We start from the raw sequence: 22,817 nt of genomic DNA, 5'->3' as shown, positions 1-22,817 counted from the left end.
CTCCCTCTTGAGGATCGGTGTCGAGGGATGTAAGCCGCGCCCGCTGAGGGAACTTCCGGCCTTTCCATAGCGCCGCCTTATGACCGCCATAGAGAAGACCGCGCTTTTGGTACGGCACCACGTAGGAAAGGGCCTGTCGCGGGCATAAGACGGCGTGATGGCCAGGCCGGAATCGTCCGGCGCATCGGCCAGTTATGTCGATGACTCGCCATTTATTGTGAATCAAGCCCCTGAGAGGGGTGTTCTGCCATGCAGTTCCACGGCCAGACCGCGCTCGTCACAGGCAGCACGTCCGGCATCGGCCGCGAGACCGCGCTCCTGCTCGCCGAGCAGGGCGCGTACGTGATCGTCTCCGGCCGCGACACCACCAAGGGCGCGGACACCGTCACCGCCATCGAGTCCGCCGGCGGCAAGGCCGCGTTCGTCGCCGCCGACCTCAGCGACCTGGAGTCGGTACGCCACCTCGCCGACGCGGCGGGCGACGTCGACGTGCTGGTGAACAACGCCGGCGCCTTCCCCTTCGCGGCCACCCTCGACCAGAGCCTCGACACCTTCACCCTGATGCTCGACACCAACGTGCGCGGCACGTACTTCCTCACGCAGTCCGTCCTGCGGGGGATGGCGGCCAGGGGCGGCGGGGCTGTCGTGAACGTCTCCAGCATCGCCGGCCTGAGCGGCATGGTCACCACGTCCGTGTACGGCGCCTCCAAGGCCGCCGTCGACTCCTTCACCCGCACGTGGGCGGTGGAGTTCGGGCGCAGCGGCATCCGGGTCAACGCCGTCGCCCCCGGCCACACGTACACCGAGAACGTGGTCGCCGGGATCGGCGAGGAGGAGTTCGCCAAGATGGGGGCGCGGGTCCCGCTGAGCCGCCTCGGCAGCGCCCGCGAGATCGCCGAGGCGATCGTCTTCCTCGCCTCGCCCCGCGCCGCCTACATCACCGGCGTCACCCTCCCCGTGGACGGTGGCTTCATGGCCCTCGGCCTCGACTGAGCCTTCAGGCCGAGGCGGGCGTACGGAACCACTCGATCATCGCCGCGTAGCCGTCGCCCCCGCGCCCGCCCGCCACGGCCCGCTCGGCCAGCGCCTTGACGAACCGCGGCAGCTCGGCGTCGACCCCGAGGGTCTCGCTCTCCGCGACGACGTGCTCCATCGCGGCCAGGTGGGTGTCGATCGTCGAATCGAGCGCCGGGTAGGCCCCCTCGTCGATCTGCCGGGCGTACCCCTCCAGCCAGTCGCTCACGGTGGAGATGCCCTCCTTGGCGAGCGGGACGAACGCCGAGGCGTTCACCCCCGCCGCGCCGAGCAGGGCGGCGCCGTGCAGGAACCCGTTCAGGATGTTCCACATCAGGCTCAGCACGGCCACCTCGTGCAGCGCCGCCAGGCCGTGGTCGGCGCCGAGGTACGCCGTGCCGCCCGCGAGGCTCCTCAGGGCGGGCTCATGCTGGTCGAAGGCCGCTCGGGGGCCGCTGTAGACGATGGTGGCGTCCGCCGTGCCGATGGTCGCGGGCACGGCCATGATCGCCCCGGCGAGGTACGCGCCGCCCCGCTTCGCGACCTGCTCGGCCGTCTCGCGGGCCGCCTGCGACGTGCCCGAGCTCAGGTTCACCAGCACCCGCCCGTCCAGGACGTCGCCCAGCGGCTCCAGCAGGCCGTGCACGGCGTCGTGGTCGGAGACGCAGACGACCACGAGCGGACCGGCCGCGACCGCCTCACCGACCGAACCGGCGAGCCGCGCCCCCTGGGCGACCAGCGCTTCGGCCTTTCCCGCCGTACGGTTCCACACGGTCGTGGGACGCCCGTCGCGCAGGAACGCCCCCGCCAGCGCCTGCCCCATCAGCCCGAGTCCGATGACCGTCACGGGTCCGGCGTCGAGATTACTCATCGTGCCCTCCTCAGGGATGTGATGGCAGCATCGTCAACGTTCACACCGGTATGAAGGTCAAGGGGAAGCAGGGCATGCTCATCGGCGAACTGAGCCGGCGGACCGGCGTCCACACCCACCAGCTGCGCTATTACGAGACTCAGGGCCTGCTCGAACCACGCCGCGCCGCCAGCGGCTACCGCGAGTACGCCGACGACGACATCCTGACCGTGACGCAGATCAGGCGGCTGCTCGAAGCCGGGCTCTCCACCGAGGAGATCCGCTTCCTGCTGCCGTGCGCCACCGGCACGGCCCCCGACCTCGAGCCCTGCCCAGAGCTGCTGACCGCCCTCCGAACCCGCCTGCAGGGCCTGGACGAGCACATCGACACGCTCACCCGCACCCGCCGGACCCTGCACCACTTCATCGCCGCCACCGAACGCCGCTCGCATCCCCACGACCCGCGGTGAAAGGGCTCAGCGGATGAGCTTCTGGTAGACCTCGAAGGCGTTGCGCTCGACCCGGTTGGACACGAGCTTGCCGTCGTCGCGGACGGCCCAGACGGCCGTACCGGTCATCTCGACGGGCTGCCCGTCGGGCTCGGTGCCGAAGGCGCCGTTGTTGCGGCCGGTGAGCCGCCACAGGGAGCAGACGCGGGAGCCGTCGTGGTTCTCGAACGACTCCACCACCTCGAACGTCAGGTCGCGGAACCCGGCGCCGAATCCCTCGGCCCACTCCTTGAAGGCGGCACGGGACTCGATGCGTTCCCCTCCCGAGATGAGGACGAAGTCCTCGGCGACAAGCTCCTCGATGGCGTCGTAGTCCTGCGCCTGCCAGACCCGCGCCCAGAACTCGTGCACCACGTCGATACCGGACCGCGCCACCATCTCGAACCTCCCTCGACCCCCGTGGAGCCCTCATCCTACTCGGCGACGCGCCCCAGGTTGACACCAGTGTCAAACATCGCGCGCCTCATCGGCCTGCGCGGACGCCCGCCTTCAGCCGGCCCACCCTGACCATCCTGTCCGCCGCCTCTGGAGGACGCCGGCGGAATCCCACGCGGCCAGCACCTGCTGCTCCTTCTCGCCGGCGAGGCCGAGCGGCGGGGTGCCGGGCGCGGCCTCGACCTCACCGCCTGACCGCAACCACCCCCAGGTGTCCCGGACGGAGTCACCGAACGGGCGGGTGCGCAGTCCTGCGGCCTTCGCCGAAGCACCGGACACGGCCCAGAAACCGGCAGTCTCCGGCACGTCCGGGATCCAGAGGGGAACCTCGGTCCACGGTCGCACCCCTCGGGAGAGCAGGAAACCCTCATCCATCCACACGGGAACGGCGTCCGAACCGGTCGCCTGCACACAGGTGTCGACCAGCCGGCCCATCGTGGTGTTCGGCCCGTCAGGCACGACATTGTGCATGCCGGCCGCCTGCGCCTCGACCTGCGCCAGCACGAACGTCGAGAGGTCACGCACGTCGATCAGCTGCAAGCCGCGGGCCGGGTCGCCGGGGGCGATCACCCGGCCGCCCTGGGCGATCCTGGTGAGCCACCACGGCAACTGGCCCAGGTTGTCGTGCGGCCCGACGATCGATCCCGCGCGTGCGACCAGGCAGGCGCCGAGCCCGTAGGTCTGCTCAACGGCCAGTTCGCAGCCGCGCTTGTGAACGGGCAGATGCGCGAGGTCGGCCGGGTCACCGTCCTGGTCCGCCACGCCGGGCCAGGTCGTGGCCGACTCGTCCACCTCGGCGTTCCAGGCCTGGTAGACGGCCGTGGTGGAGACGAACGCATAGAAGGGGGAGGAGTCGGCCACCGCCCGCGCGGTGCGCAGGACGTGCGCCGGCACCAGGCCGCCCGGGTCGATGACCGCGTCGAAACGACGCCCGGCGAGCGGCCGGACACCCTCGTCGGTGGACCGGTCGCCGCGAAGCGCCTCGACGCCGTCGAGGTCCTTGCCGGTCAGCCCACGGTTGAAGGTGGTGACCTCGTGTCCCCTGCCGAGGGCGTCGCCGACGATCGTGCGTCCGACGAATGACGTTCCGCCAATGATCAAGAGCCTCATGTTCCCACCCTGGTGGTCGTCGTTGACAACAGATGTTGTCGCAGCCATCATGGTGAGGACGTAAACAAGTGTTGTCAAGGGAGTCGCCGTGGGAGGCATGTCCGACGCGCAACGCACCGATGTGACGACCGCCGTTGAGCGATTGGCATGGGCAGCGGTGCGGGAAACGCTCGAACTCGACCCGGATGCGGGGCCGCGCTCGGACCTGCCGGACGCGGACCTGCGGCAGATGTGGCTGGCCGCGCTGACCTCGTTGCTGGCGATCAGGGACAGCGCCGAACAGCTCGCGGCGTCCGCCGCGCTGTCCGCGGCACAGCACGGCGCCGACTATCCCGCGATCGGTGCCGCGGCCGGGATGACCAGGCAGGGCGCCCGGCGCAAGTGGCCAGGTCTGGCCGGGCTGAGTGACGAACGGCAGCGCAAGCTCACCTGGTGGAACCGCCGCGGGGACCAGTTCGCGCGGTGCGTCCGTGCCGTGCTGACGACGTCAGAGGAGTCACCACGCCTGGCCGCCCTACGCGAACGGCTCGACGACATCGAGCAGGCATCACCGGCGCAGCGCATCGACGCGTTCGACCTGGCCCTGGTGGACGCGCACGCGGTGGCGGTGGGCACTCCCTCACCGGCCGAACCCGCGGCGGCGCACGCGAGCGGCCTGCTCGCCGCGTTGACCGCCGACGCCTACGCCGCCATGAACAGCCATCAGTCCCTGCTGACCGGTGAAAACCTCACCTGCGGAACGGACGGCTGCCCCTCGGCCCCGATCGTGGACCTATGGCGCCCTGACTCCGGCCACCAGCCCGTGCCGGCCTGCCGGGAGCACGCCGTCGAGGCCCTCAGGCAGCCGGCCGCCAGGATCGTGGCCGCTCACCAGCCAGACGTAGCGCTCCCGGTCTTCGCCGAAGCGCACGGCGAAGCCTAGCCGCCGGCCCCCGTGGCGGACTCGGTTCCTGTCCTTGCTCACCGGGGTGGGCAAGGACTCATACTGGTCGTCATGAATCGGCAGTTGATCGTTGATCTTGATCGGCGTCCTGCCGCCGCGACGACACTGGCGCCGTTGGTGACGGCGAGCCGGTACGGACGAAGGAGTGGCTGATGATCACCGACCCCACGATCACCCGGATCGGCCAGGGGGTGGAGCTGCATCACCACCAAGGTCAGCGTGAAGCTGCCCGCGACCTGTTCACACAGATCTGGGACGACATCGGCGGCGAGCAAGGCGACCCCCTGCACGTTTGCGTCCTTGCCCACGCGATGGCCGACGTGCAGGACGACGTGAACGAGGAACTGATCTGGGATCTGCGAGCGCTTGCCGCCGCCGATCTGATCAGCGATGAGCGGGTGGCGCAAGCCGGGGTGACGCTTTCGGCGGCCGGCTTGTATCCGTCGTTGCACCTCAACTTGAGCGAGTGCTATCGCAAGCTGGGCGATCTCAGCCGCGCCCGTGAGCACCTCCAGCAGGCGCAGGCCACGATCGGGGCACTTGGCGACGACGAGTACGCGCAGCTCATCAAGGGTGGCCTGGAGCGGCTGGCCGAACAACTGGCTCCGCCCACACCATGACACGTTGACTGGGCGGAAAGCCGCGCGACCTGCCTCGCCCCCGTGGTCAGGAGTCGTCAGCGCGTCAGGGAAAGCGCAGGTCGCGCCGAGCTCGTCGCCGTCAACTGCGGCACTTTGCTGCTGTACGGGCATGAAAAAAGGCCAGTCCCGAGGGGATCTGGCCTTAGACCTGCTGGTGGGGCTACCAGGACTTGAACCTGGGACCTCTTCCTTATCAGGGAAGCGCTCTAACCGTCTGAGCTATAGCCCCGCACGCACACCGAACGTTATCGCATCCGCCCCTTTGAGGCGAACCGGTTGTTCGGACGAGGAAAAGCTTACCGCCTCCGGCGGGCTGCTCGCGCCGTACCGCCATCTCGTACGGCGCGAGCGGCCAGGCCTACTCGGCCTCGCTGAAGGTCACCTCGACGCCGCCGACCAGGTCGGAGGCGATGTTGTAGATGACCGCGCCCAGCGTGGCCAGTGCGGTGATCAGCACGACGTTCACCGCGCCGATCAGCGCCGTGTAGCCGAGGATGCGCACCGGCTCGAACCACGAGGCGATGTCGATCGGGATGGAGTTCTGGCCGCCCTCACCCTGGCCGAGCTGGTTGACCAGGTCGACGACCGAGTCGAACACGCCCAGGGCCGACAGCACGCCGTACAGGACGGCGACCGCCACGAACAGCACCACGAAGCAGACCAGGGAGACCACGAAGCTGAACTTCATGGCCGACCATGGCTCGACGCGGCGCAGGACCAGATGGGCCTTGCGGGGGAGCCGGCTGCCCCCGCCGCCGGACGACTTCTTCTTCGGCAGCTCGATGGCCGGCGGGGCCTCGGTGGCCAGCGACGGACGCATGCGCACCGGATCGTTGCCGTCACGCTGGGGCCCGGAGGGCGGCCCCTGCGGCGGCCCCTGCTGGGGGGCCGCTTGCTGGGGTCCCTGCTGCGGCTGGCTCGGCGGCATGGGCCGCTTGCCGTCCTCCTGGGGCCCGGCCGGCCTGCCCTGTGCGGGCTTGGTGTCCTTGCCGTCGTCGACCGCGTCGAACATCTCGGTTTCCGCGGGCTTCTGCGGCTGCTTCCCGTTACCGGAAGCGCCGGAAGCCTTCGTCCTGGCGGAGCCACCCTGGGCGCTCATGGGTTACTCTCCTCCCCCGTCTTCCTCATTGTCCACCGGAGCCTCGATGGACTCCGCGTTCCGGGCGAGGGCCACCACGCTGTCGCCTTCGGCGAGGTTCATCAATCGCACTCCCATGGTCTGGCGGCCGGACTGCTTGATCTCACCGGCACTCGTCCGGATCACCCCACCGGCGGACGTGATCGCGAAGACCTCGTCCTCTGGGTTGACCATGACGGCTCCGACCAGCTTGCCACGGGAAGAAACGATTTTCGCAGTAAGCACGCCTCTACCGCCACGTCCTTGAACTGGATACTGCTCCACCGGCGTCCGTTTCGCGTACCCAGCCTTAGTGGCAATAAGCACGTCTTGACCGTCAGCGATCCTGTTCATGGCGAGAAGTTCGTCACCGTCGAGGAACCTCATGCCGATGACACCGCTGGTCGCCCGGCCCATCGGCCGCAGCGCATCGTCGGAGGCGGTGAACCGGATCGCCTGCGCGCCCTTGGAGACGAGCAGCAGATCGTCGGACTCGGAGACCAGGCGCGCGCCGATGACCTCGTCGTCCTCCCGCAGGTTGATGGCGATGAGACCGCCGGACCTGGGGGAGTCGTATTCGGCCAGGCGCGTCTTCTTCACCAGCCCGCTTCGGGTGGCGAGAACGAGATACGGCGCGACGGTGTAGTCGCGTAGATCGAGAACTTCCATGACTGTTTCGTCGGGCTGCATGGCGAGAAGGTTCGCTAGATGCATGCCTCGTGCGTCACGACCGGCATCGGGCAGTTCGTACGCCTTAACCCGGTATACCCGGCCCTTGTTCGTGAAGAACAACAGCCAGTGATGCGTCGTGGTGACGAAGAAGTGGTCGACGATGTCGTCCTGGCGCAACTGCGCGCCCCTGACGCCCTTGCCGCCGCGCTTCTGGGCGCGGTAGAGGTCGGTCTTGGTGCGCTTGGCGTAGCCACCGCGGGTGATCGTGACGACGATCTCTTCCTCGGCGATGAGGTCTTCGATCGACATGTCGCCGTCGTAGGCGATGACCTCGGTCTTCCGCTCGTCGCCGTAGCGGGCGACGATCTCGGCCAGCTCGTCGTTGACGATCTGGCGCTGGCGGCTCTCACTGGCCAGGATCGAGTTGTACTCGGCGATCTGCGTCATCAGCGAGTCGTACTCGTCCTGGATGGCCTGCCGCTCCAGGGCGGCCAGCTTGCGCAGCTGCATGTCGAGGATGGCCTGCGCCTGGACCTCGTCGATCTCCAGCAGCGTCATGAGGCCCTGCTGGGCGTGCGAGGCGGACTCGGAGGCCCGGATCAGGGCGATGACCTCGTCGAGCCGGCTGAGGGCCTTCAGCAGGCCTTGCAGGATGTGGGCACGCTCTTCGGCCTTGCGCAGCAGGTAACGCGTCCTGCGGACGATGACCTCGATCTGGTGCGCCACGTAGTGCCGGATGAACTGGTCGAGCCGCAGCGTACGCGGCACGCCGTCGACCAGCGCCAGCATGTTGGCGCCGAAGGTGTCCTGGAGCTGGGTGTGCTTGTACAGGTTGTTCAGCACGACCTTGGCGACCGCGTCGCGCTTGAGCACGATCACCAGCCGCTGCCCGACGCGCGAGGAGCTCTCGTCGCGTACGTCGGCGATGCCGGACAGCTTGCCCTCGCGGACCAGCTCGGCGATCTTCAGCGCCAGGTTGTCGGGGTTGACCTGGTACGGCAGCTCGGTGACGACCAGCGCCTGCCGCCCCTTGTCCTCCTCGACCTCGACCACGGCACGCATGGTGATCGAGCCGCGGCCGGTGCGGTAGGCGTCCTCGATGCCCCGCCGGCCCACGATGAGCGCCTTGGTGGGGAAGTCCGGGCCCTTGACCAGCTTGATCGAGGCTTCGAGCAGCTCCTCGTCGGTGGCCTCGGGGTTTTCCAGCGCCCACTTGACCGCCGCCCCGACCTCACGCAGGTTGTGCGGCGGGATGTTGGTGGCCATGCCGACGGCGATGCCGCCCGAGCCGTTGACCAGGAGCTGCGGGAACCGCGCAGGCAGGACGTCGGGCTCCTGCGACTTTCCGTCGTAGTTGGGACGGAAGTCGACGGTCTCCTTGTCGATGTCGCGCAGCATCTCCATGGCGATGGGCGCGAGCTTGCACTCGGTGTACCGCATCGCCGCCGCCGGGTCGTTGCCCGGCGAGCCGAAGTTGCCCTGACCGTCGACCAGCGGATATCTCAGCGACCACGACTGCGCCAGGCGGACCAGCGCGTCGTAGATCGAGGTGTCGCCGTGCGGGTGGTAGGTGCCCATCACGTCGCCGACGACGCGGGCGCACTTGAAGTAGCCGCGGTCGGGACGGTAGCCACCGTCGTACATCGCGTAGAGCACCCGCCGGTGCACCGGCTTGAGCCCGTCGCGTACGTCGGGCAGCGCTCTGGACACGATGACGGACATCGCGTAGTCCATGTAACTGCGCTGCATCTCGGACTGGATGTCCACCGGCTCGATGCGGTCAGCCGGGGGAGTGGTGTTCACGTCCGTCACAGGTAAAGGTCCTTCTACTGGCTATACATCGAGGAAGCGGACGTCGCGTGCGTTGCGGATGATGAAGTCGCGCCGCGCCTCGACGTCCTCGCCCATGAGCACACTGAACAGGTCGTCGGCCTGCGCCGCGTCGTCGAGCGTGACGAGGCGCAGCAGCCGCGTCGCAGGGTTCATCGTGGTCTCCCACAGCTGCCCCGCGTTCATCTCGCCCAGGCCCTTGAAGCGCTGGACGTTGTCACGCGGCCGGGGGTCGGGCTTGCCGTTGCGGATGCCCTCGGCGATGACCGCGTCACGCTCGGGGTCGGAGTAGGCGTACGAGGCGTCCTCGCCCTTGCGGTCCCACTTGATCTTGTAGAGCGGCGGGCACGACAGGTAGACGTGACCGGCCTCGATCAGCGGACGCATGAACCGGAACAGCAGCGTCAGCAGCAGGGTGTTGATGTGCTGGCCGTCGACATCGGCGTCGGCCATGAGGATGACCTTGTGATAGCGCAGCTTGGCGATGTCGAACTCGTCGTGCACACCGGTGCCGAGCGCGGTGATCAGCGCCTGGACCTCGTTGTTCTTCAGGACCTTGTCGATCCGCGCCTTCTCCACGTTGAGGATCTTGCCGCGGATGGGCAGGATCGCCTGGAAACGGGAGTCACGGCCGCCCTTGGCCGAGCCGCCTGCCGAGTCGCCCTCGACGATGAACAGCTCGCACTTCTCGGGGTCGTTCCACTGGCAGTCGGCCAGCTTGCCGGGCAGCCCGCTGCCCGACTCCAGCAGCGACTTGCGCCTGGTCAGGTCGCGGGCCTGGCGCGCGGCGATGCGGGCGCGCGAGGCCTGCAGCGACTTGTTGATGATGTCCTTGGCCTCGCCGGGGTTGCGCTCGAACCAGTCGCGCAGGTGGTCGTTGCAGGCCTTCTGCACGAACGACTTGGCCTCGGTGTTGCCCAGCTTGGTCTTGGTCTGGCCCTCGAACTGGGGGTCGGAGAGCTTGACCGAGATGATCGCGGTCAGCCCCTCGCGGACGTCCTCACCGCTGAGGTTGTCGTCCTTGCCCTCCTTGAGGAACTTCTGCTCGCGCGCGTAGCGGTTGACGATCGTCGTCAGCGCCGCGCGGAAGCCCTCCTCATGGGTGCCGCCCTCCGCGGTGTTGATCGTGTTGGCGAAGGTGTAGACGGACTCGGAGAAGGAGTTGTTCCACTGCATGGCGATCTCGACCGCGATGCCGTCGCCCTCCTCCTCGAAGGAGATGATCGACGCGTGCGCCGGCTCCTTCTTGGCGTTGAGGTGATGGACGAAGTCGGCCAGGCCGCCCTGGTAGCAGTACGTCACCGAGGTGGGCTCACCGTTGACGTATTCGGGACGCTCGTCGGTGAAGGTGATCGTCAGGCCCTTGTTGAGGAAGGCCATCTCCTGGAACCGCCGCGAGAGCATCTCGTGATTCCACGTCGTGGTCTCGAAGATCTCGGGGTCGGGCCAGAACGTGACCGAGGTGCCGGTCTCGTCGGTGGGCTCTCCCTTGGCCAGCGGCGCCAGGGGCTTGGACATCTCGTAGCGCTGGCGCCAGTAGTGGCCGTTCTGCTTGATCTCGACGTCCATGGCGGTGGACAGCGCGTTGACGACGGCCGAGCCGACGCCGTGCAGGCCGCCGGAGACCGCGTAGGACTGGCTGTCGAACTTGCCGCCCGCGTGCAGCGTGGTCAGCACGACCTCGACGGCGGAGCGCTGCTCCACCGGGTGGATCCCGGTGGGGATGCCGCGCCCGTCGTCGATCACGCGCACGCCGTTGTCGGCCAAGAGCGTGACGTCGATCCTGGTGGCGTAACCGGCCAGCGCCTCGTCCACCGCGTTGTCCACGATCTCCGTGACCAGATGGTGGAGGCCGCGCTCACCGGTGGAGCCGATATACATACCTGGGCGCTTGCGAACCGCTTCAAGCCCCTCGAGTACGGTGATTGAGCTAGCGTCGTAAGACAACTGCGAAATCCTCCTGCCGCGGACACGCGGCGGGGGAGGCGATCAACCACAAAGCTGCCCCTGCCGTGCCCGTCACCGTCGTGAGTGCCCCGATGCGCGGTCACCCAGGGGAGTCGGCTTGCTGCCGGGGTGACACGCAAGCGGACGTGTCCGGAATCCTTTTTCATTCTACCGCCTCCGGAGGCCCGAGGTGGCAATGAACGCGCCTGTGATGCTCTCTAGCTCGTTTTGCCCCCTGTCAAGCATCCCCCCTCCGGAAGGGGGGCTTATCGCGTCTGCGGCTTTCTGATCGCCCTCGGCGCCTAACCGTAACGACGGGAAGCGCCTCTGTGGATAGCGTCCGAACGCCTGGCCCGTAGCGGCACAAAACACCTGCTGTGGACACCGGCCGGGCGCCTGAGCAGTAGCGGCGCCAAACGCCTGCTGTGGATAGCGGCGGGACGCCTGAGCTGTAGTGCGGCGAAACACCTGCTGTGGACACCGGCCGAACGCCTGATCCGCGGCAACGCGAACACGTGCTGGGGATGGCGGTCGAACGGGGGACCCGTAGCGGCGCTGCGCGCCTGCTGCGGGTAGCGGCTGAACGCCGCTACCCGTAGGTGTCGCGTGGGCCTCGGCTTCCGGTCACCCGCAAACCGCCGGTAGGACGCGGCGCGTTCTGCGGCCCCCTGACCTTGACCTTCGTGACCGTGCCGTCGCCGAGCTCCTCGTTGAGCCTGCGTACGAGGGTGCGCGCGAGCAGCCGGACCTGCGTCGCCCACGCCGTGGAGTCGGCCAGGACCAGCACCTCGCCGTCCTCGTACGACTCGGGTTTGGTGTGGGCGGCCAGCTCGGGGCCGACGATCTCGTGCCATCGCCCGAACACCGCGCCCACCGCCACCGGACGCTCCCAGCCGCGGTCGGCCAGGAGGTCGGCGATGGCGCGGCCGAACAGCTGGGGATCGCTGCTGTTGCGGCGGGCCCCGCCGCCCTTGCGCCGGGGCTCACGACGGGGGAGTTGCCCGCGCTTGGCGGCGTCCGCCTTGGCCTGGGCGAGCTTCTCCCGCGCCATCGCCGCGCCGCGCGCGGTCACATGCTGCGGCCCCATCCCTTCATCCACAGCCCCGCCCGCGCCCTGTCCCGGCGTGCGGACAGCGGCTCCTTCCTGCTCGTGGGCACCTGACACACCCTGTGGACGAGCCGCCGCACCTCCGTGGGGGCCGTGCGGACCGCCCGGGGACGCGGCCGCCGGCGCGGTGTCTGTCCCCGGCTGTGGTGCGGCCTGTGGATAACCCGCGGGCTGCCCGGAGACGGGGTCGCGGAACGGCCCTCCAGGCGCACCGGAGCCGGAGGGGCGCGGGTCGTCAGCGGACACGGGTGACACTCCCCTCTGCGACGTCGAATCGGCTTCCCGACAACTCCCCGGGCACGTCGTCGGGCACGGCCGCGGTGATGAGCACCTGCTCGGCCGGCGCGACCATCTCGGCGAGCCGCCGCCTGCGCTGACTGTCGAGCTCGGCGAACACGTCGTCGAGGATCAGCACCGGATCGCCCCCGTCGGCCCGCAGCAGGTCGTACGCGGCCAGCCGGAGCGCCAGCGCGAACGACCAGGACTCGCCGTGGCTGGCGTAGCCCCGGGCGGGCAGGTCGCCGAGACCGAGGATCAGGTCGTCGCGGTGTGGGCCGACGAGGGTGACCCCGCGTTCGAGCTCCGACTGGCGGACCTCCAATAGCCGCTCCCGCAGGCGGTCTTCAAGGGTTTTCCCCAAGTCTGTGGATAACGTCTGTGTATCGGAAGATCCCCGCTCACCGGGGATTTCTGCCTCCTGGTCACCCTCGTCGTTGTCCACACCTGTGGACAACGTGCTGCGGTAGGCGAGCGTCGCGGGAGCGCTCGACGGGGCGAGCGCGGCGTAAGAACCGGAGACCAGCGGACGCAGCGCCTCGACCAGCTCCAGCCGCCCGCGCAACAGCTCGGCACCGTGCCGCGCGAGATGGGCGTCCCAGACCTCCAGAGTGCTCAGGACGTCGCCGGCGCCCGCCGCGGCGAACCCGCTGTCCTTCTCCTGCCGACGGGGGCTCCTGGCGCCTCTGCGGGCCTGCGCGGCCGTACGCAGCAGCGCGCCGCGCTGCTTCAGCACCCGGTCGTAGTCGGCGCGGACACCCGCGAAGCGGGGTGTGCGGGCCACCAGCAGGTCGTCGAGGAAGCGGCGGCGCTCGGACGGGTCGCCCTTGGACAGCGCGAGGTCCTCGGGCGCGAACAGCACCGTGCGCAGCAGACCGACGACGTCGCGGGCGCGGGGCACGGGCGAGCGGTTGAGCCGGGCGCGGTTGGCCCGCCCCGGGTTGATCTCCAGCTCGATCAGCGCCCGCCGGTCGTCCCTGTGGACGGCGCAGCGCACGATCGCCCGGGTGGCGCCCTGCCGCACCAGCGGCGCGTCGCTGGCCACCCGGTGGCTGGAGTGCGTCGCCACGTAGCCGAGGGCCTCGACCAGGTTGGTCTTGCCCTGGCCGTTGGGCCCCACGAACGCCGTGACGCCCGGCTCCAGGCCGAGCTCCACGGACGCGTAGGACCGGAAGTCGGTCAGCGAGAGGTGGGCGACATGCACCCCACGAAGGTTAGTGCGCCCCGGCGGCCGCTGTGGGCACCGGCATGCGTTCCTGTGGAAAACCCTAGCGATCGGCCTCGCGAGGCGGCGTCACGTCGGCGCCGGGGGCGTCGGCGCCCTTGGCGTGGCTGCCCTCCGCGGCGGTGATCGCGTGGCCGCCGAACTGGTTGCGCAGCGCCGCGACCACCTTCATCGCCGGGGAGTCGTCCTGGCGCGAGGCGAACCTGGCGTAGAGCGCGGCGGTGATGACCGGCAGCGGGACGGCGTGGTCGACGGCCGCCTGGACCGTCCAGCGGCCTTCGCCGGAGTCCTGTGCGTAGCCGCGCAGCTGCTCGAGGTGCTCGTCGTCGTCGAGCGCGCGTACCAGCAGGTCGAGCAGCCACGAGCGGATGACGGTGCCGGTGCGCCAGCTGGCGAAGGAGCCCTTGACGTCCTTGACGATGTCGGAGGCCTCGAGCAGCTCCCAGCCCTCCGCGAACGCCTGCATCATGCCGTACTCGATGCCGTTGTGGACCATCTTCGCGAAGTGGCCGGCGCCGACGTCGCCCGCGTGGACGAAGCCGTCGCGGCCCTCGGGCTTGAGGGTCTCGAAGATCGGCATGAGGCGGTCGACGTCGGACCTGTCGCCGCCGCACATGAGGGCGTAGCCGTTCTGCAGGCCCCAGACGCCGCCGCTGACGCCGCAGTCGACGAAGCCGATGCCCTTCTGGGCCAGCTCGGCGGCGTGCTTCTGGTCGTCCGCGTAGTGCGAATTGCCGCCGTCGACGACGAGGTCGCCCTCGCTGAGCAGCTGGCCCAGGTCGTCGACGGTGGTCTGGGTGGGTTTGCCGGCGGGCACCATGACCCAGATCGCGCGCGGGGCCTGTAGGCGCTCGACCAGCTCCTTCAGGCTGCCGACGTCGCTGATCGCCGGATCACGGTCGTAGCCGACCACCTCATGACCGCCACGGCGCAGCCGTTCGGCCATGTTGCCGCCCATCTTGCCCAGTCCGATCATGCCGATCTGCATGTGTCCAACCCCCTTGTCAGGGTTCCATCATCTCTGATGACAGGCTCAGCCTGACAGGCGGATGGGCATGATCAGGTAACGGTAGTCGGTGACGCCCCCGTCGTCCACAGGCTTGCCGCCGGTGAGGATGGCGGGCTTCGTCGACGTGGTCATCTGCAGCCGCGCGACGTCGGAGTCGATGGCCCCAAGGCCCTCCAGCAGGAACTGGTGGTTGAAGGCGATGTTCATCTCCTCGCCCTCGTAGTCCACAGGCAGTGCCTCGACGGCCTGCGCCTCGTCGCCGCTGCCGGCCTCCAGCACGACCTCGCCGCTCCTGAACGCCAGCCGTACGGGAGTGTTGCGCTCGGCGACCAGGGCCACGCGCTTGACCGCCTCCACGAACGGGCCTGTGGACAGGTCGGCGCGGGCGGAGAACTCCGTCGGCAGCAGTGAGCGGTACTTCGGGAACTCGGGGTCGAGCAGCCGCGTCGTCGTACGCCGCCCGTTGCTGGAGAAGCCGATCATGCCCTCACCCTTGCCGCCGGCGGAGCTGAGCGCGATCTCCACCTCGGCGCCGCTCGTGCCGAGCGCCTTGGCCGTGTCGGCGAGGGTCTTGCCCGGGATCATCGCGATCGCCGAGAAGTCGGGCTGCCCCGGCTGCCACTTCAGCTCGCGAACGGCCAGCCGGTAGCGGTCGGTCGCGGCGAGGGTGACCGTGTCGCCCTCGATCTCCATGCGCACGCCCGTGAGCATCGGCAGCGTGTCGTCGCGTCCGGCGGCGACGGCGACCTGCGCCACGGCCGAGGCGAACACGTCGCTGCCTACCCGGCCCGCGGCCGGCGGCATCGCCGGGAGCGAGGGGTAGTCCTCCACAGGCATGGTGAGGAGTGTGAATCGCGCGCTGCCACAGGTGACGACCGCCTTGGCGCCGTCCACCACGAAGTCCACAGGCTGTGCGGGAAGCGCGCGCGTGATCTCGGCGAGTAGCTTGCCCGAGACCAGGACGACTCCCGGCTCACCGGTGTGGAGCTCGAGGGTGACCTCGGCGGAGACCTCGTAGTCGAAGCCCGAGAGTTTGAGCTGCTGCTCCTCGGTCACCTCCAGGCGCATGCCGGCCAGCACGGGCACAGACGGACGCGCCGGGAGGCTGCGCGCCGTCCATGCCACCGCCTCAGCGAGGACGTCTCGCTCGATTCGGAACATCACGGTGATCAGCCTCCTGGTTCGTCGTTGATTCCAAGGAGTCCACTCTCCCGCACTCGCGCTCCGGGAGGGGCCCCTCTATGAGTCTTTGAGTTTCTTAGTTAGAGAGATAAGAGGTCATCACACTAGGGGCTGTGGAAACTGGGGACAACTGGTGTCCTCGCTGGTCAGCGGGCGTTTCTTCATCCACCGCCGGTGTGGGTGGAGCCTGGGGAGAACTCGCGCGCCTGGGGATGGAGATTCGTTGCCCACAGGCCGTCCCCAGATCTTGGTGCCTTCATCCACGGGCAACCGGCAGTTATCCACGAGGTTTCCACAGCTTATCCACGGGGTAAATCGGACACCCTTGGAGCCCCAGATCGGCTGTTCACAGGCCGTCCACAGGTCATCCACACTTTTCCCCGAGTAGTCCCCAGGTTCTCCCCAGGATGTCCCCACTGTTGTCCCCAGCCTATGTGGACCGATTTTTCCTGGCATTGCTGGGCATTCCGCAGGCACGATTTTGCGTTTCCGCTGGTCCACAGTGTTTTCCACAGGCTGTGTACGACGTCACGAGCCACGCTGCGTCTGCTTGATCCGCATTGTCAGCTCGTTGACCTGGTTGTACATCGACCGCCGCTCCGCGATCAGCGACCGGATCTTCCGCTCGGCGTGCATGACGGTGGTGTGGTCGCGCCCGCCGAACTGCTGGCCGATCTTCGGCAGCGACAGCTCGGTCAGCTCGCGCGCCAGGTACATGGCGATCTGCCGCGCGTTCACGAGTGCCCGGCTGCGCGAGGTGCCGCACAGGTCGTCGATGCTGATGCCGAAGTAGTTGGCGGTCTCCGTCATGATCGCCGCGATGGTGATCTCGGTGTCGGACTCCGAGGTGATCAGGTCCTTCAGCACCACCTCGGCGAGCTGCAGGTCGACGCCCTGCCGGTTGAGGCTGGCGAACGCGGTCACCCTGATCAGCGCGCCTTCGAGCTCGCGGATGTTGGTGGAGATGCGGCTGGCGATGTACTCGAGCACCTCGGGCGGCGCCGCCAGGCCCTCCTGGATGGCCTTCTTCCTGAGGATGGCGATCCGGGTCTCCAGCTCCGGCGGCTGGACGTCGGTGATCAGGCCCCATTCGAACCGGTTGCGCAGCCGGTCCTCCAGCGTGATCAGCTGCTTCGGCGCCCGGTCGCTGGAGATGACGATCTGCTTGTTGGCGTTGTGGAGCGTGTTGAAGGTGTGGAAGAACTCCTCCTGCGTCTGCTCCTTGCCCTCCAGGAACTGGATGTCGTCCACCAGCAGGATGTCGATCGCCCGGTAGCGGCCGCGGAACCCGTCGGCCTTGTGGTCGCGGATGCTGTTGATGAAGTCGTTGGTGAACTCCTCCGAGCTCACGTACCTCACCCGCGCGCCGTCGTACAGGCTTTGGGCGTAATGCCCGATCGCGTGCAGCAGGTGCGTCTTCCCCAGCCCCGAATCGCCGTAGATGAACAGCGGGTTGTACGCCTTCGCCGGCGACTCGGCGACCGCGACGGCCGCCGCGTGGGCGAAGCGGTTGCTGGCGCCGATGACGAATGTCTCGAACGTGTACTTCTGGTTGAGCCGAGCCGGTTCGCTGGGCTTGCTGCTCTTCGCCTCCCACCGGTTCGGCGCCGGCTCGGGCGTCTTCTCCACAGGCGGTGTGTACGGCTGCGCCTGTTCAAAAGAGAAGCTCTGCTGTGGATATTCGGTGGATACCTGAGGCTGCTCCGGCTGCGGCGAGTAGTACTGGGGCGGCTCGGAAGCGGGGTTGTGCTGCGGCTGCGCGGCCTGTGAATAACGCAGCTGACTCTCCACACCCTGGGGATAACTGTGAGTCACAGGCTGTTGATGACCGTCGCCCGGCGACTGCTCGGGCGCCGTGGTGTCGATCATCACGGCCAGCCGCATGGTCCGGCCGAGCTCCTGAGACAGAGCGTGCACCACGAGCGAGCGCAGCTTGCCCTCGATGAGGTCCTTGACGAAGTCGTTCGGGACGCCGAGCACGATCGTGTCGTTGGCCAGGGCGATGGGGCGCACCATCGCCAGCCACGTGCGCTGCTGTATCGGCACGTTCTCGTTGAGGAAGTTACCCAGGGCCCTCGCCCATACCGTGCCGAGGTCGACACCGTTCACGGTGTGGATCCCCCTCCTCGATCTCGCGGCCCCCCGCGTTGGTCTGTCCACATGACACGGCCGCCCACATGGATGAGCGGCCTGTTCGTCCACATGTGGTGGCCGGGCGTCGAGCCGCGGCCCTCCACAGGTGATCCACAGGCTGTCCACAGGCTCTGAGCGGCCCAGAAGGGCTGACAGTAGCGATGTGCACAGCTGTGTTCAAGATGTTGTCCACAGCCTAGTGGCACCGGAGTGCACATACTGTGGACGTGTGGCCGGCGGTGGAAAAGCGGCCTGTGGATTGGTGGATAACCGCGCTGGTTTGACCTGAGCGGTCCTTGCCCCGTAACGTACGACGGTCGGCTTGTCACGCGACGGCTATTTCGCGTGCCCTCGCTTTTCTGGCAGGCCATCCATGTGTATTAAGCGTCCTTGTGGCGCACCTTCGAGCCTGGAGCCCACCCGTGAGCAAGCGTACTTTCCAGCCGAACAACCGTCGCCGCGCGAAGACCCACGGCTTCCGGCTGCGGATGCGCACCCGGGCCGGTCGCGCCATCCTCGCCGCTCGCCGCCGCAAGGGCCGCGAGAAGCTGTCGGCCTGATCGTCCCGCGCCCGATAGTCGGCCCGCCGGTGGTTCTCACCGGCGGGCGATAGGCATATACGGTGCTGTCCCGGCAATCCCGCATGCGACGCGGGGAGGAGTTCGAGAAGGCGATCAAGCGCGGGCGACGCGCCGGTCGCCCCACCCTGGTGGTGCATTTTGCCGTATCAGGGGAAGATCCGCCTCTGGTGGGATTCGTGGTAAGCAAGGCCGTCGGCGACGCGGTGACCCGGAACAAGGTCAAACGGCGGCTCCGACACCTGATGCGGGACCGTCTCCACAGGCTTCCGAGAGGTAGCCTGCTTGTGGTACGCGCCAATCCACCGGCCGCGTCCGCGCGATTCGAGCACCTGGCCGCCGAGCTCGATTCCGCACTGGATCGTTTGCTCAGGCGGCGCGAGTCCTCGACGGGTGGACACAGATGACGGAGCAGCCGCAAGACGTGGCGCCGAGCGTTGCCGCTCGGGTGCTCATCGTCCCCATCCGGTTCTACCGGGCGTTCATCAGTCCGCTGCTCGGCCCGCGCTGCCGCTTCTACCCGTCGTGCAGTGCGTACGGGCTCGAGGCGATCGCCGTACACGGTGCATTGCGCGGCATCTGGTTGACTGTCCGGCGCATCGGGCGGTGCCACCCATTCCATCCCGGAGGTATTGACCCGGTGCCCCCACGCCCGGTCCGGTCCCACGAAACGCAAGGGAGATAGCTCGGTGGAGCTGTCCTGGCTGAGCTGGCTGTACCAAGCCGTAGCCCACGTCATCATCTGGATCCATTCTGCATACAGCACGGTCCTCGACCCGGACAGCGGTCTGACCTGGGCGTTGACGATCATCACGCTGACCGTGCTGATGAGGGTCCTGATCTTCCCGCTCTTCCTCAAGCAGATGCGCTCGTCGCGGAAGATGCAGGAACTCGCCCCCAAGGTTCAGGAACTGCGCAAGCGCTACAAGAACGACAAGCAGCGCATGAACCAGGAGGTCATGGCGCTCTACCAAGGAGCGGGCGCCAATCCGCTCGGCGGCTGTCTTCCTGTGGTCGCCCAGTTCCCCATCTTCATCTCCATGTTCACCGTGCTCCACAACATGGCCGACGGCCATGCGAAGTACGGCATGACGCAGGAGCTCGTCGACAGCGCCCGTAAGGCGCATATCTTCGGCGCGCCGCTGCCGGCGAACTTCTGGATGTCGTCGGAGCAGATCATCAGCTTCAGCGCGAACCCCGTCACGACCAAGGTGGTCCTGGCGATCTTCGTGGCGGTCAGCTCCCTGACCACGTTCCTCACCGTCCGGCAGAGCGTCACCCGCTCGATTCAGCAGATGCCGGACAACCCCATGGCACAGCAGCAGAAGATCCTGATGTACATCTCGCCGCTGTTCGCCTTCTTCAGCCTGAACTTCCCGCTCGGCCTGATCATGTACTGGGTCACCACCAACGTGTGGACGCTCGGTCAGCAGCACTGGTTCTACAGTCGGCACCCCATGCCGCAGTACGACGCCAAGGGCAACGTCATCCCGGTCCAGCCGAAGCCTGGCCTGATCGCGAAGCTCCGCAAGACCCAGCCGGAAGAGCAGGCTCCCCCGCCGCCTCCGGAGCCTAAGATCATTAGGCAGCAGCCGAGCAGGCAATCCCGTAGCAAGCGCACCGGCAGCAAGAAGTCGTGAACACGAAGGAGAGGCCGGCCATGACCGAGGCCGAGCAGGAGAAGGCTCCTGATCTCAATGCGCTGGAGCAGGAAGGCGAGATCGCTGCCGACTACGTCGAGGGCCTTCTCGACATCGCCGACATCGACGGCGACATCGACATGGACGTCGAGGGCGACCGGGCCATGGTCTCCGTCGTGGGAGTGAAGGGCACAGAGCTGGTCGGGCCTGGGGGAGAGGTCCTGGAGGCCCTGCAGGAGCTGACCCGGCTGGCCGTGCACCGCCAGACCGGCGAGCGTTCGAGGCTCATGCTCGACGTGGCCGGCTACCGCGAGCGGCGCCGGGCCGAGCTCAGCAAGCTCGGCACCGAGATCGCCAACCAGGTCAAGGAACGCGGCGAGCCCAAGTCGCTGCAGCCGATGACGCCGTTCGAGCGGAAGATCGTCCACGACGCGGTGGCGGCCGCCGGGCTCCGCAGCGAGTCCGAGGGGGAGGAGCCCCACCGCTACGTGGTGGTTCTGCCCGCCTGAGGCGCTTCACGCCGTCTGATCCGGCCGTCCGCCCGCCGTCGCGCGTGGTGGACGGCCGTTTTGCATTTTGTGCGCTTTATCGCCGTATGTGGCTTCTTAGGTGGACGTGGGGTGGCGTGGGGTAACGATGCCGCGCGACAGCGCGCTCACCGGCCGCCTTCACCCTGGCCCGCTAGTCTTCCCTTGTGATCTCACCCGTAGCCTTGGGTGAGGACCCGATCCCCTTCCACCCCATCCACTCCGATCAGGGCCATCAGTCCCAGAAAGGGCCAGCCGACCAGTGAGCGAAGAGCTTCCGGAGCCGCCGGACATTGCGCGGGACGTCTTCACCGGGGAGGCCTGGGAGCGTGCGAACGCGTTCGCTGGGCTGCTCGCGGGTCCCGGTGTCGTCCGTGGGCTGCTGGGCCCGCGGGAGGTGCCGCGGATCTGGGATCGCCACCTGCTCAACTGCGCGGTCGTGGCCGAGATCGTGCCGGCCGGCGTACGACTGGTGGACATCGGGTCCGGCGCCGGCCTGCCCGGGCTGGTGCTGGCGATCGTCCGGCCGGATATCACGGTCACGCTGCTGGAACCGCTGCTGAGGCGTACCGTCTTTCTGGAGGAGAGTGTCGAGGCGCTCAAGCTCGGCAACGTCGAGGTGCTACGCGGGCGGGCGGAGGAGCTCGCGGGCAAACGTGAGTTCGACGTCGCCAGCGCTCGTGCGGTGGCACCGCTCGACCGCCTCCTCGCATGGGCGATGCCGCTGCTGCGCGAGGGCGGCGAGCTCATCGCGATGAAGGGCGAACGGGCGGCCGAAGAGCTCGCCGAGGCGGAGACCGAGCTACGCGCCAGCGGGGCGCGAACGGCTGAGCTTGTCACCGTCGGGCGCGGTAAGGTCGAGCCGCCTGCAACATTGGTTCGGGTGGTAGCGGGTCGCCCGCCGGAGCGCGCAGCGAGGCGGCGACGAAGGAGGTAACGGTTGTGCCAGTCACATCAAGTGGTCTTGGCTGGCCGGAAAGCCGTCCGTCTGAGAGTCCAACCGGGGTTGGCTGGCCCGAAATGGGCGTGTCGCGACAGCGAATTCCCGGCACCGGCACACCACTGGTTGAAAGGATGGCCATCGTGACCCAGACCCCCCTGAACCCCGGTGATTCGCCGTTGGTACGAGAGGCGCTCAGCTCAGTGGTTTCACGTGAAACATCTGCAACCCCGATGGCAGCTCAGCCCGGCGCAACCTCTGGCGATGGCGACGCCCTCTGGCCGCGCCCGTCCAAGACCCGCGTGATCGCGGTGGCGAACCAGAAGGGTGGCGTGGGCAAGACCACCACCTCGGTCAACATTGCCGCCGCCCTGTCGATGCACGGGCAGCGTGTTCTTGTGGTCGACCTCGACCCCCAGGGCAACGCCTCCACCGCGTTGGCCACGGAGCACCGAGGTGATGTCCCCGACGTGTACCAGGTGCTGGTGGACGATCTGCCCATGGCGGACATCGTCAAGCAGGTCCCCGACATGCCCAACCTCTACTGCGCCCCCGCCACCATCGACCTCGCCGGCGCGGAGATCGAGCTGGTCTCCCTGGTGGCGCGAGAGGCGCGGCTGCGGCGGGCGCTGGCGGCGTACGACGCGATGGAGTTCGACTACATCGTGATCGACTGCCCGCCGTCGCTGGGCCTGCTGACGGTCAACGCGCTCGTCGCCGCGGAGGAGGTCATGATCCCCATCCAGTGTGAGTACTACGCGCTGGAGGGCCTCGGGCAACTCCTGCGGAACGTCGACCTGATCCGCGCCCACCTCAACCCGACCCTGCGCCTGTCCACCATCGTCCTGACCATGTACGACGGCCGCACCCGGCTGGCGTCGCAGGTGGCGGACGAGGTGCGGTCGCACTTCGGCGACACGGTGCTCAGGACGGTCATCCCGCGCAGCGTCCGGCTGTCGGAGGCGCCCAGCTACGGGCAGTCGGTGATGACCTACGACCCTGGCTCCAGCGGAGCGATGGCGTACATGGACGCCGCCCGCGAGATCGCCCACCGCGCCACCGTCTCCTGACCGGGACCGGGCCCACGCCGTCGTGGTGGACGGCCGGGCGTCGTCCACCATGCCTCACGGA

The 22,817-nt window shown here is 68.2% G+C and carries 22 protein-coding genes and 1 tRNA gene; 11 read left to right on the top strand and 12 right to left on the bottom strand.

What is annotated here, in order from left to right; genetic code table 11:
* Nucleotides 1-249 precede the first annotated feature (249 nt).
* A complete protein-coding gene (locus E1286_RS15390; RefSeq protein ID WP_132612979.1) occupies nt 250-993 on the top strand; it encodes an SDR family NAD(P)-dependent oxidoreductase in 744 nt (247 codons plus the stop codon).
* Between the two features lie 4 nt (nt 994-997).
* Here E1286_RS15390 and E1286_RS15385 read toward each other — a convergent pair whose 3' ends face one another.
* Nucleotides 998-1,885 (bottom strand): NAD(P)-dependent oxidoreductase, encoded by an 888-nt coding sequence (locus E1286_RS15385; protein WP_132612977.1) that lies wholly within the window; start codon nt 1,883-1,885, stop codon nt 998-1,000.
* Between the two features lie 50 nt (nt 1,886-1,935).
* Between E1286_RS15385 and E1286_RS15380 the strand changes: the two genes are divergently transcribed.
* On the top strand, nt 1,936-2,334 hold the full coding sequence (locus E1286_RS15380) for a MerR family transcriptional regulator (RefSeq protein ID WP_246074881.1): 399 nt from the start codon (nt 1,936-1,938) through the stop codon (nt 2,332-2,334).
* Nucleotides 2,335-2,340: 6 nt separating this feature from the next.
* Here E1286_RS15380 and E1286_RS15375 read toward each other — a convergent pair whose 3' ends face one another.
* Nucleotides 2,341-2,751 (bottom strand): ester cyclase, encoded by a 411-nt coding sequence (locus E1286_RS15375; protein ID WP_132612975.1) that lies wholly within the window; start codon nt 2,749-2,751, stop codon nt 2,341-2,343.
* 111 nt (nt 2,752-2,862) lie between these two features.
* Complete coding sequence (locus E1286_RS15370) at nt 2,863-3,918, bottom strand: Rossmann-fold NAD(P)-binding domain-containing protein (RefSeq protein WP_132612973.1); 1,056 nt, start codon at nt 3,916-3,918, stop codon at nt 2,863-2,865.
* A gap of 157 nt (nt 3,919-4,075) precedes the next feature.
* On the opposite strand from E1286_RS15370, the gene E1286_RS15365 reads away from it, so the two are divergent.
* Both E1286_RS15365 and E1286_RS15360 read left to right on the top strand, forming a co-directional pair.
* Nucleotides 4,076-4,840, top strand: coding sequence for a hypothetical protein (locus E1286_RS15365; RefSeq protein ID WP_132612971.1), 765 nt, complete (start codon nt 4,076-4,078; stop codon nt 4,838-4,840).
* Between the two features lie 173 nt (nt 4,841-5,013).
* Nucleotides 5,014-5,481: a hypothetical protein gene (locus E1286_RS15360; RefSeq protein WP_132612969.1), complete on the top strand. Its 468-nt coding sequence runs from the start codon at nt 5,014-5,016 to the stop codon at nt 5,479-5,481.
* 173 nt (nt 5,482-5,654) lie between these two features.
* Here E1286_RS15360 and E1286_RS15355 read toward each other — a convergent pair.
* The 9 genes from E1286_RS15355 to dnaA all read right to left on the bottom strand — a co-directional run bounded on the left by E1286_RS15355 (nt 5,655) and on the right by dnaA (nt 17,938).
* A tRNA-Ile gene (locus E1286_RS15355) sits at nt 5,655-5,731 on the bottom strand.
* Nucleotides 5,732-5,860: 129 nt separating this feature from the next.
* Nucleotides 5,861-6,601, bottom strand: a complete 741-nt coding sequence (locus tag E1286_RS15350) for a DUF3566 domain-containing protein (protein ID WP_132612967.1) — start codon at nt 6,599-6,601, stop codon at nt 5,861-5,863.
* Nucleotides 6,602-6,604: 3 nt separating this feature from the next.
* Nucleotides 6,605-9,103 carry a DNA gyrase subunit A gene (gyrA, locus tag E1286_RS15345; protein ID WP_132612966.1) on the bottom strand — a complete coding sequence of 833 codons (2,499 nt, stop codon included), beginning with the start codon at nt 9,101-9,103 and terminating at the stop codon, nt 6,605-6,607.
* A 21-nt stretch (nt 9,104-9,124) separates the two neighbouring features.
* Complete coding sequence (gyrB, locus tag E1286_RS15340; protein WP_132612964.1) at nt 9,125-11,068, bottom strand: DNA topoisomerase (ATP-hydrolyzing) subunit B; 1,944 nt, start codon at nt 11,066-11,068, stop codon at nt 9,125-9,127.
* Between the two features lie 589 nt (nt 11,069-11,657).
* Nucleotides 11,658-12,155 (bottom strand): DciA family protein, encoded by a 498-nt coding sequence (locus E1286_RS15335; protein WP_246074880.1) that lies wholly within the window; start codon nt 12,153-12,155, stop codon nt 11,658-11,660.
* A 256-nt stretch (nt 12,156-12,411) separates the two neighbouring features.
* Nucleotides 12,412-13,656: a DNA replication/repair protein RecF gene (gene recF / locus E1286_RS15330; protein ID WP_132612962.1), complete on the bottom strand. Its 1,245-nt coding sequence runs from the start codon at nt 13,654-13,656 to the stop codon at nt 12,412-12,414.
* 64 nt (nt 13,657-13,720) lie between these two features.
* Entirely contained in the window at nt 13,721-14,665 is a 945-nt protein-coding gene (gnd, locus tag E1286_RS15325) for a phosphogluconate dehydrogenase (NAD(+)-dependent, decarboxylating) (protein WP_132612960.1), read from the bottom strand.
* Between the two features lie 45 nt (nt 14,666-14,710).
* Complete coding sequence (gene dnaN, locus E1286_RS15320) at nt 14,711-15,850, bottom strand: DNA polymerase III subunit beta (RefSeq protein ID WP_132612958.1); 1,140 nt, start codon at nt 15,848-15,850, stop codon at nt 14,711-14,713.
* A 546-nt stretch (nt 15,851-16,396) separates the two neighbouring features.
* Nucleotides 16,397-17,938, bottom strand: coding sequence for a chromosomal replication initiator protein DnaA (gene dnaA, locus E1286_RS15315; protein WP_425464758.1), 1,542 nt, complete (start codon nt 17,936-17,938; stop codon nt 16,397-16,399).
* Nucleotides 17,939-18,423: 485 nt separating this feature from the next.
* Between dnaA and rpmH the strand changes: the two genes are divergently transcribed.
* The 7 genes from rpmH (at nt 18,424) to E1286_RS15280 (ending at nt 22,756) form a co-directional block, all read left to right on the top strand.
* Nucleotides 18,424-18,561 carry a 50S ribosomal protein L34 gene (rpmH, locus tag E1286_RS15310; protein ID WP_043614899.1) on the top strand — a complete coding sequence of 46 codons (138 nt, stop codon included), beginning with the start codon at nt 18,424-18,426 and terminating at the stop codon, nt 18,559-18,561.
* Nucleotides 18,562-18,623: 62 nt separating this feature from the next.
* Entirely contained in the window at nt 18,624-18,986 is a 363-nt protein-coding gene (gene rnpA, locus E1286_RS15305) for a ribonuclease P protein component (protein WP_132612954.1), read from the top strand.
* Nucleotides 18,983-19,264 carry a membrane protein insertion efficiency factor YidD gene (gene yidD / locus E1286_RS15300; RefSeq protein WP_132612952.1) on the top strand — a complete coding sequence of 94 codons (282 nt, stop codon included), beginning with the start codon at nt 18,983-18,985 and terminating at the stop codon, nt 19,262-19,264. The genes rnpA and yidD overlap by 4 nt, the downstream gene beginning before the upstream one ends.
* A 4-nt stretch (nt 19,265-19,268) precedes the next feature.
* Nucleotides 19,269-20,219, top strand: a complete 951-nt coding sequence (yidC, locus tag E1286_RS15295) for a membrane protein insertase YidC (RefSeq protein ID WP_132612950.1) — start codon at nt 19,269-19,271, stop codon at nt 20,217-20,219.
* Between the two features lie 20 nt (nt 20,220-20,239).
* Complete coding sequence (locus tag E1286_RS15290; RefSeq protein WP_132612948.1) at nt 20,240-20,728, top strand: Jag family protein; 489 nt, start codon at nt 20,240-20,242, stop codon at nt 20,726-20,728.
* A gap of 280 nt (nt 20,729-21,008) precedes the next feature.
* Complete coding sequence (gene rsmG / locus E1286_RS15285) at nt 21,009-21,683, top strand: 16S rRNA (guanine(527)-N(7))-methyltransferase RsmG (RefSeq protein ID WP_132612946.1); 675 nt, start codon at nt 21,009-21,011, stop codon at nt 21,681-21,683.
* Between the two features lie 236 nt (nt 21,684-21,919).
* A complete protein-coding gene (locus E1286_RS15280) occupies nt 21,920-22,756 on the top strand; it encodes a ParA family protein (protein ID WP_246074879.1) in 837 nt (278 codons plus the stop codon).
* Nucleotides 22,757-22,817 lie beyond the last annotated feature (61 nt).

This window comes from Nonomuraea terrae (assembly GCF_004348995.1).
GTDB classification, from domain to species: Bacteria; Actinomycetota; Actinomycetes; order Streptosporangiales; family Streptosporangiaceae; genus Nonomuraea; species Nonomuraea terrae.
This window is presented reverse-complemented; position numbering and strand designations above follow the sequence as displayed.

Coding starts and splice junctions, on each gene's coding strand:
- E1286_RS15390 (WP_132612979.1), top strand. CDS start 250: ATGCAGTTCCACGGCCAGACCGCGCTCGTCACAGGCAGCACGTCCGGC.
- E1286_RS15385 (WP_132612977.1), bottom strand. CDS start 1,885: ATGAGTAATCTCGACGCCGGACCCGTGACGGTCATCGGACTCGGGCTG.
- E1286_RS15380 (WP_246074881.1), top strand. CDS start 1,936: ATGAAGGTCAAGGGGAAGCAGGGCATGCTCATCGGCGAACTGAGCCGG.
- E1286_RS15375 (WP_132612975.1), bottom strand. CDS start 2,751: ATGGTGGCGCGGTCCGGTATCGACGTGGTGCACGAGTTCTGGGCGCGG.
- E1286_RS15370 (WP_132612973.1), bottom strand. CDS start 3,918: ATGAGGCTCTTGATCATTGGCGGAACGTCATTCGTCGGACGCACGATC.
- E1286_RS15360 (WP_132612969.1), top strand. CDS start 5,014: ATGATCACCGACCCCACGATCACCCGGATCGGCCAGGGGGTGGAGCTG.
- E1286_RS15350 (WP_132612967.1), bottom strand. CDS start 6,601: ATGAGCGCCCAGGGTGGCTCCGCCAGGACGAAGGCTTCCGGCGCTTCC.
- E1286_RS15335 (WP_246074880.1), bottom strand. CDS start 12,155: ATGGGGCCGCAGCATGTGACCGCGCGCGGCGCGGCGATGGCGCGGGAG.
- gnd (WP_132612960.1), bottom strand. CDS start 14,665: ATGCAGATCGGCATGATCGGACTGGGCAAGATGGGCGGCAACATGGCC.
- yidD (WP_132612952.1), top strand. CDS start 18,983: ATGACGGAGCAGCCGCAAGACGTGGCGCCGAGCGTTGCCGCTCGGGTG.
- E1286_RS15290 (WP_132612948.1), top strand. CDS start 20,240: ATGACCGAGGCCGAGCAGGAGAAGGCTCCTGATCTCAATGCGCTGGAG.
- E1286_RS15280 (WP_246074879.1), top strand. CDS start 21,920: ATGGCAGCTCAGCCCGGCGCAACCTCTGGCGATGGCGACGCCCTCTGG.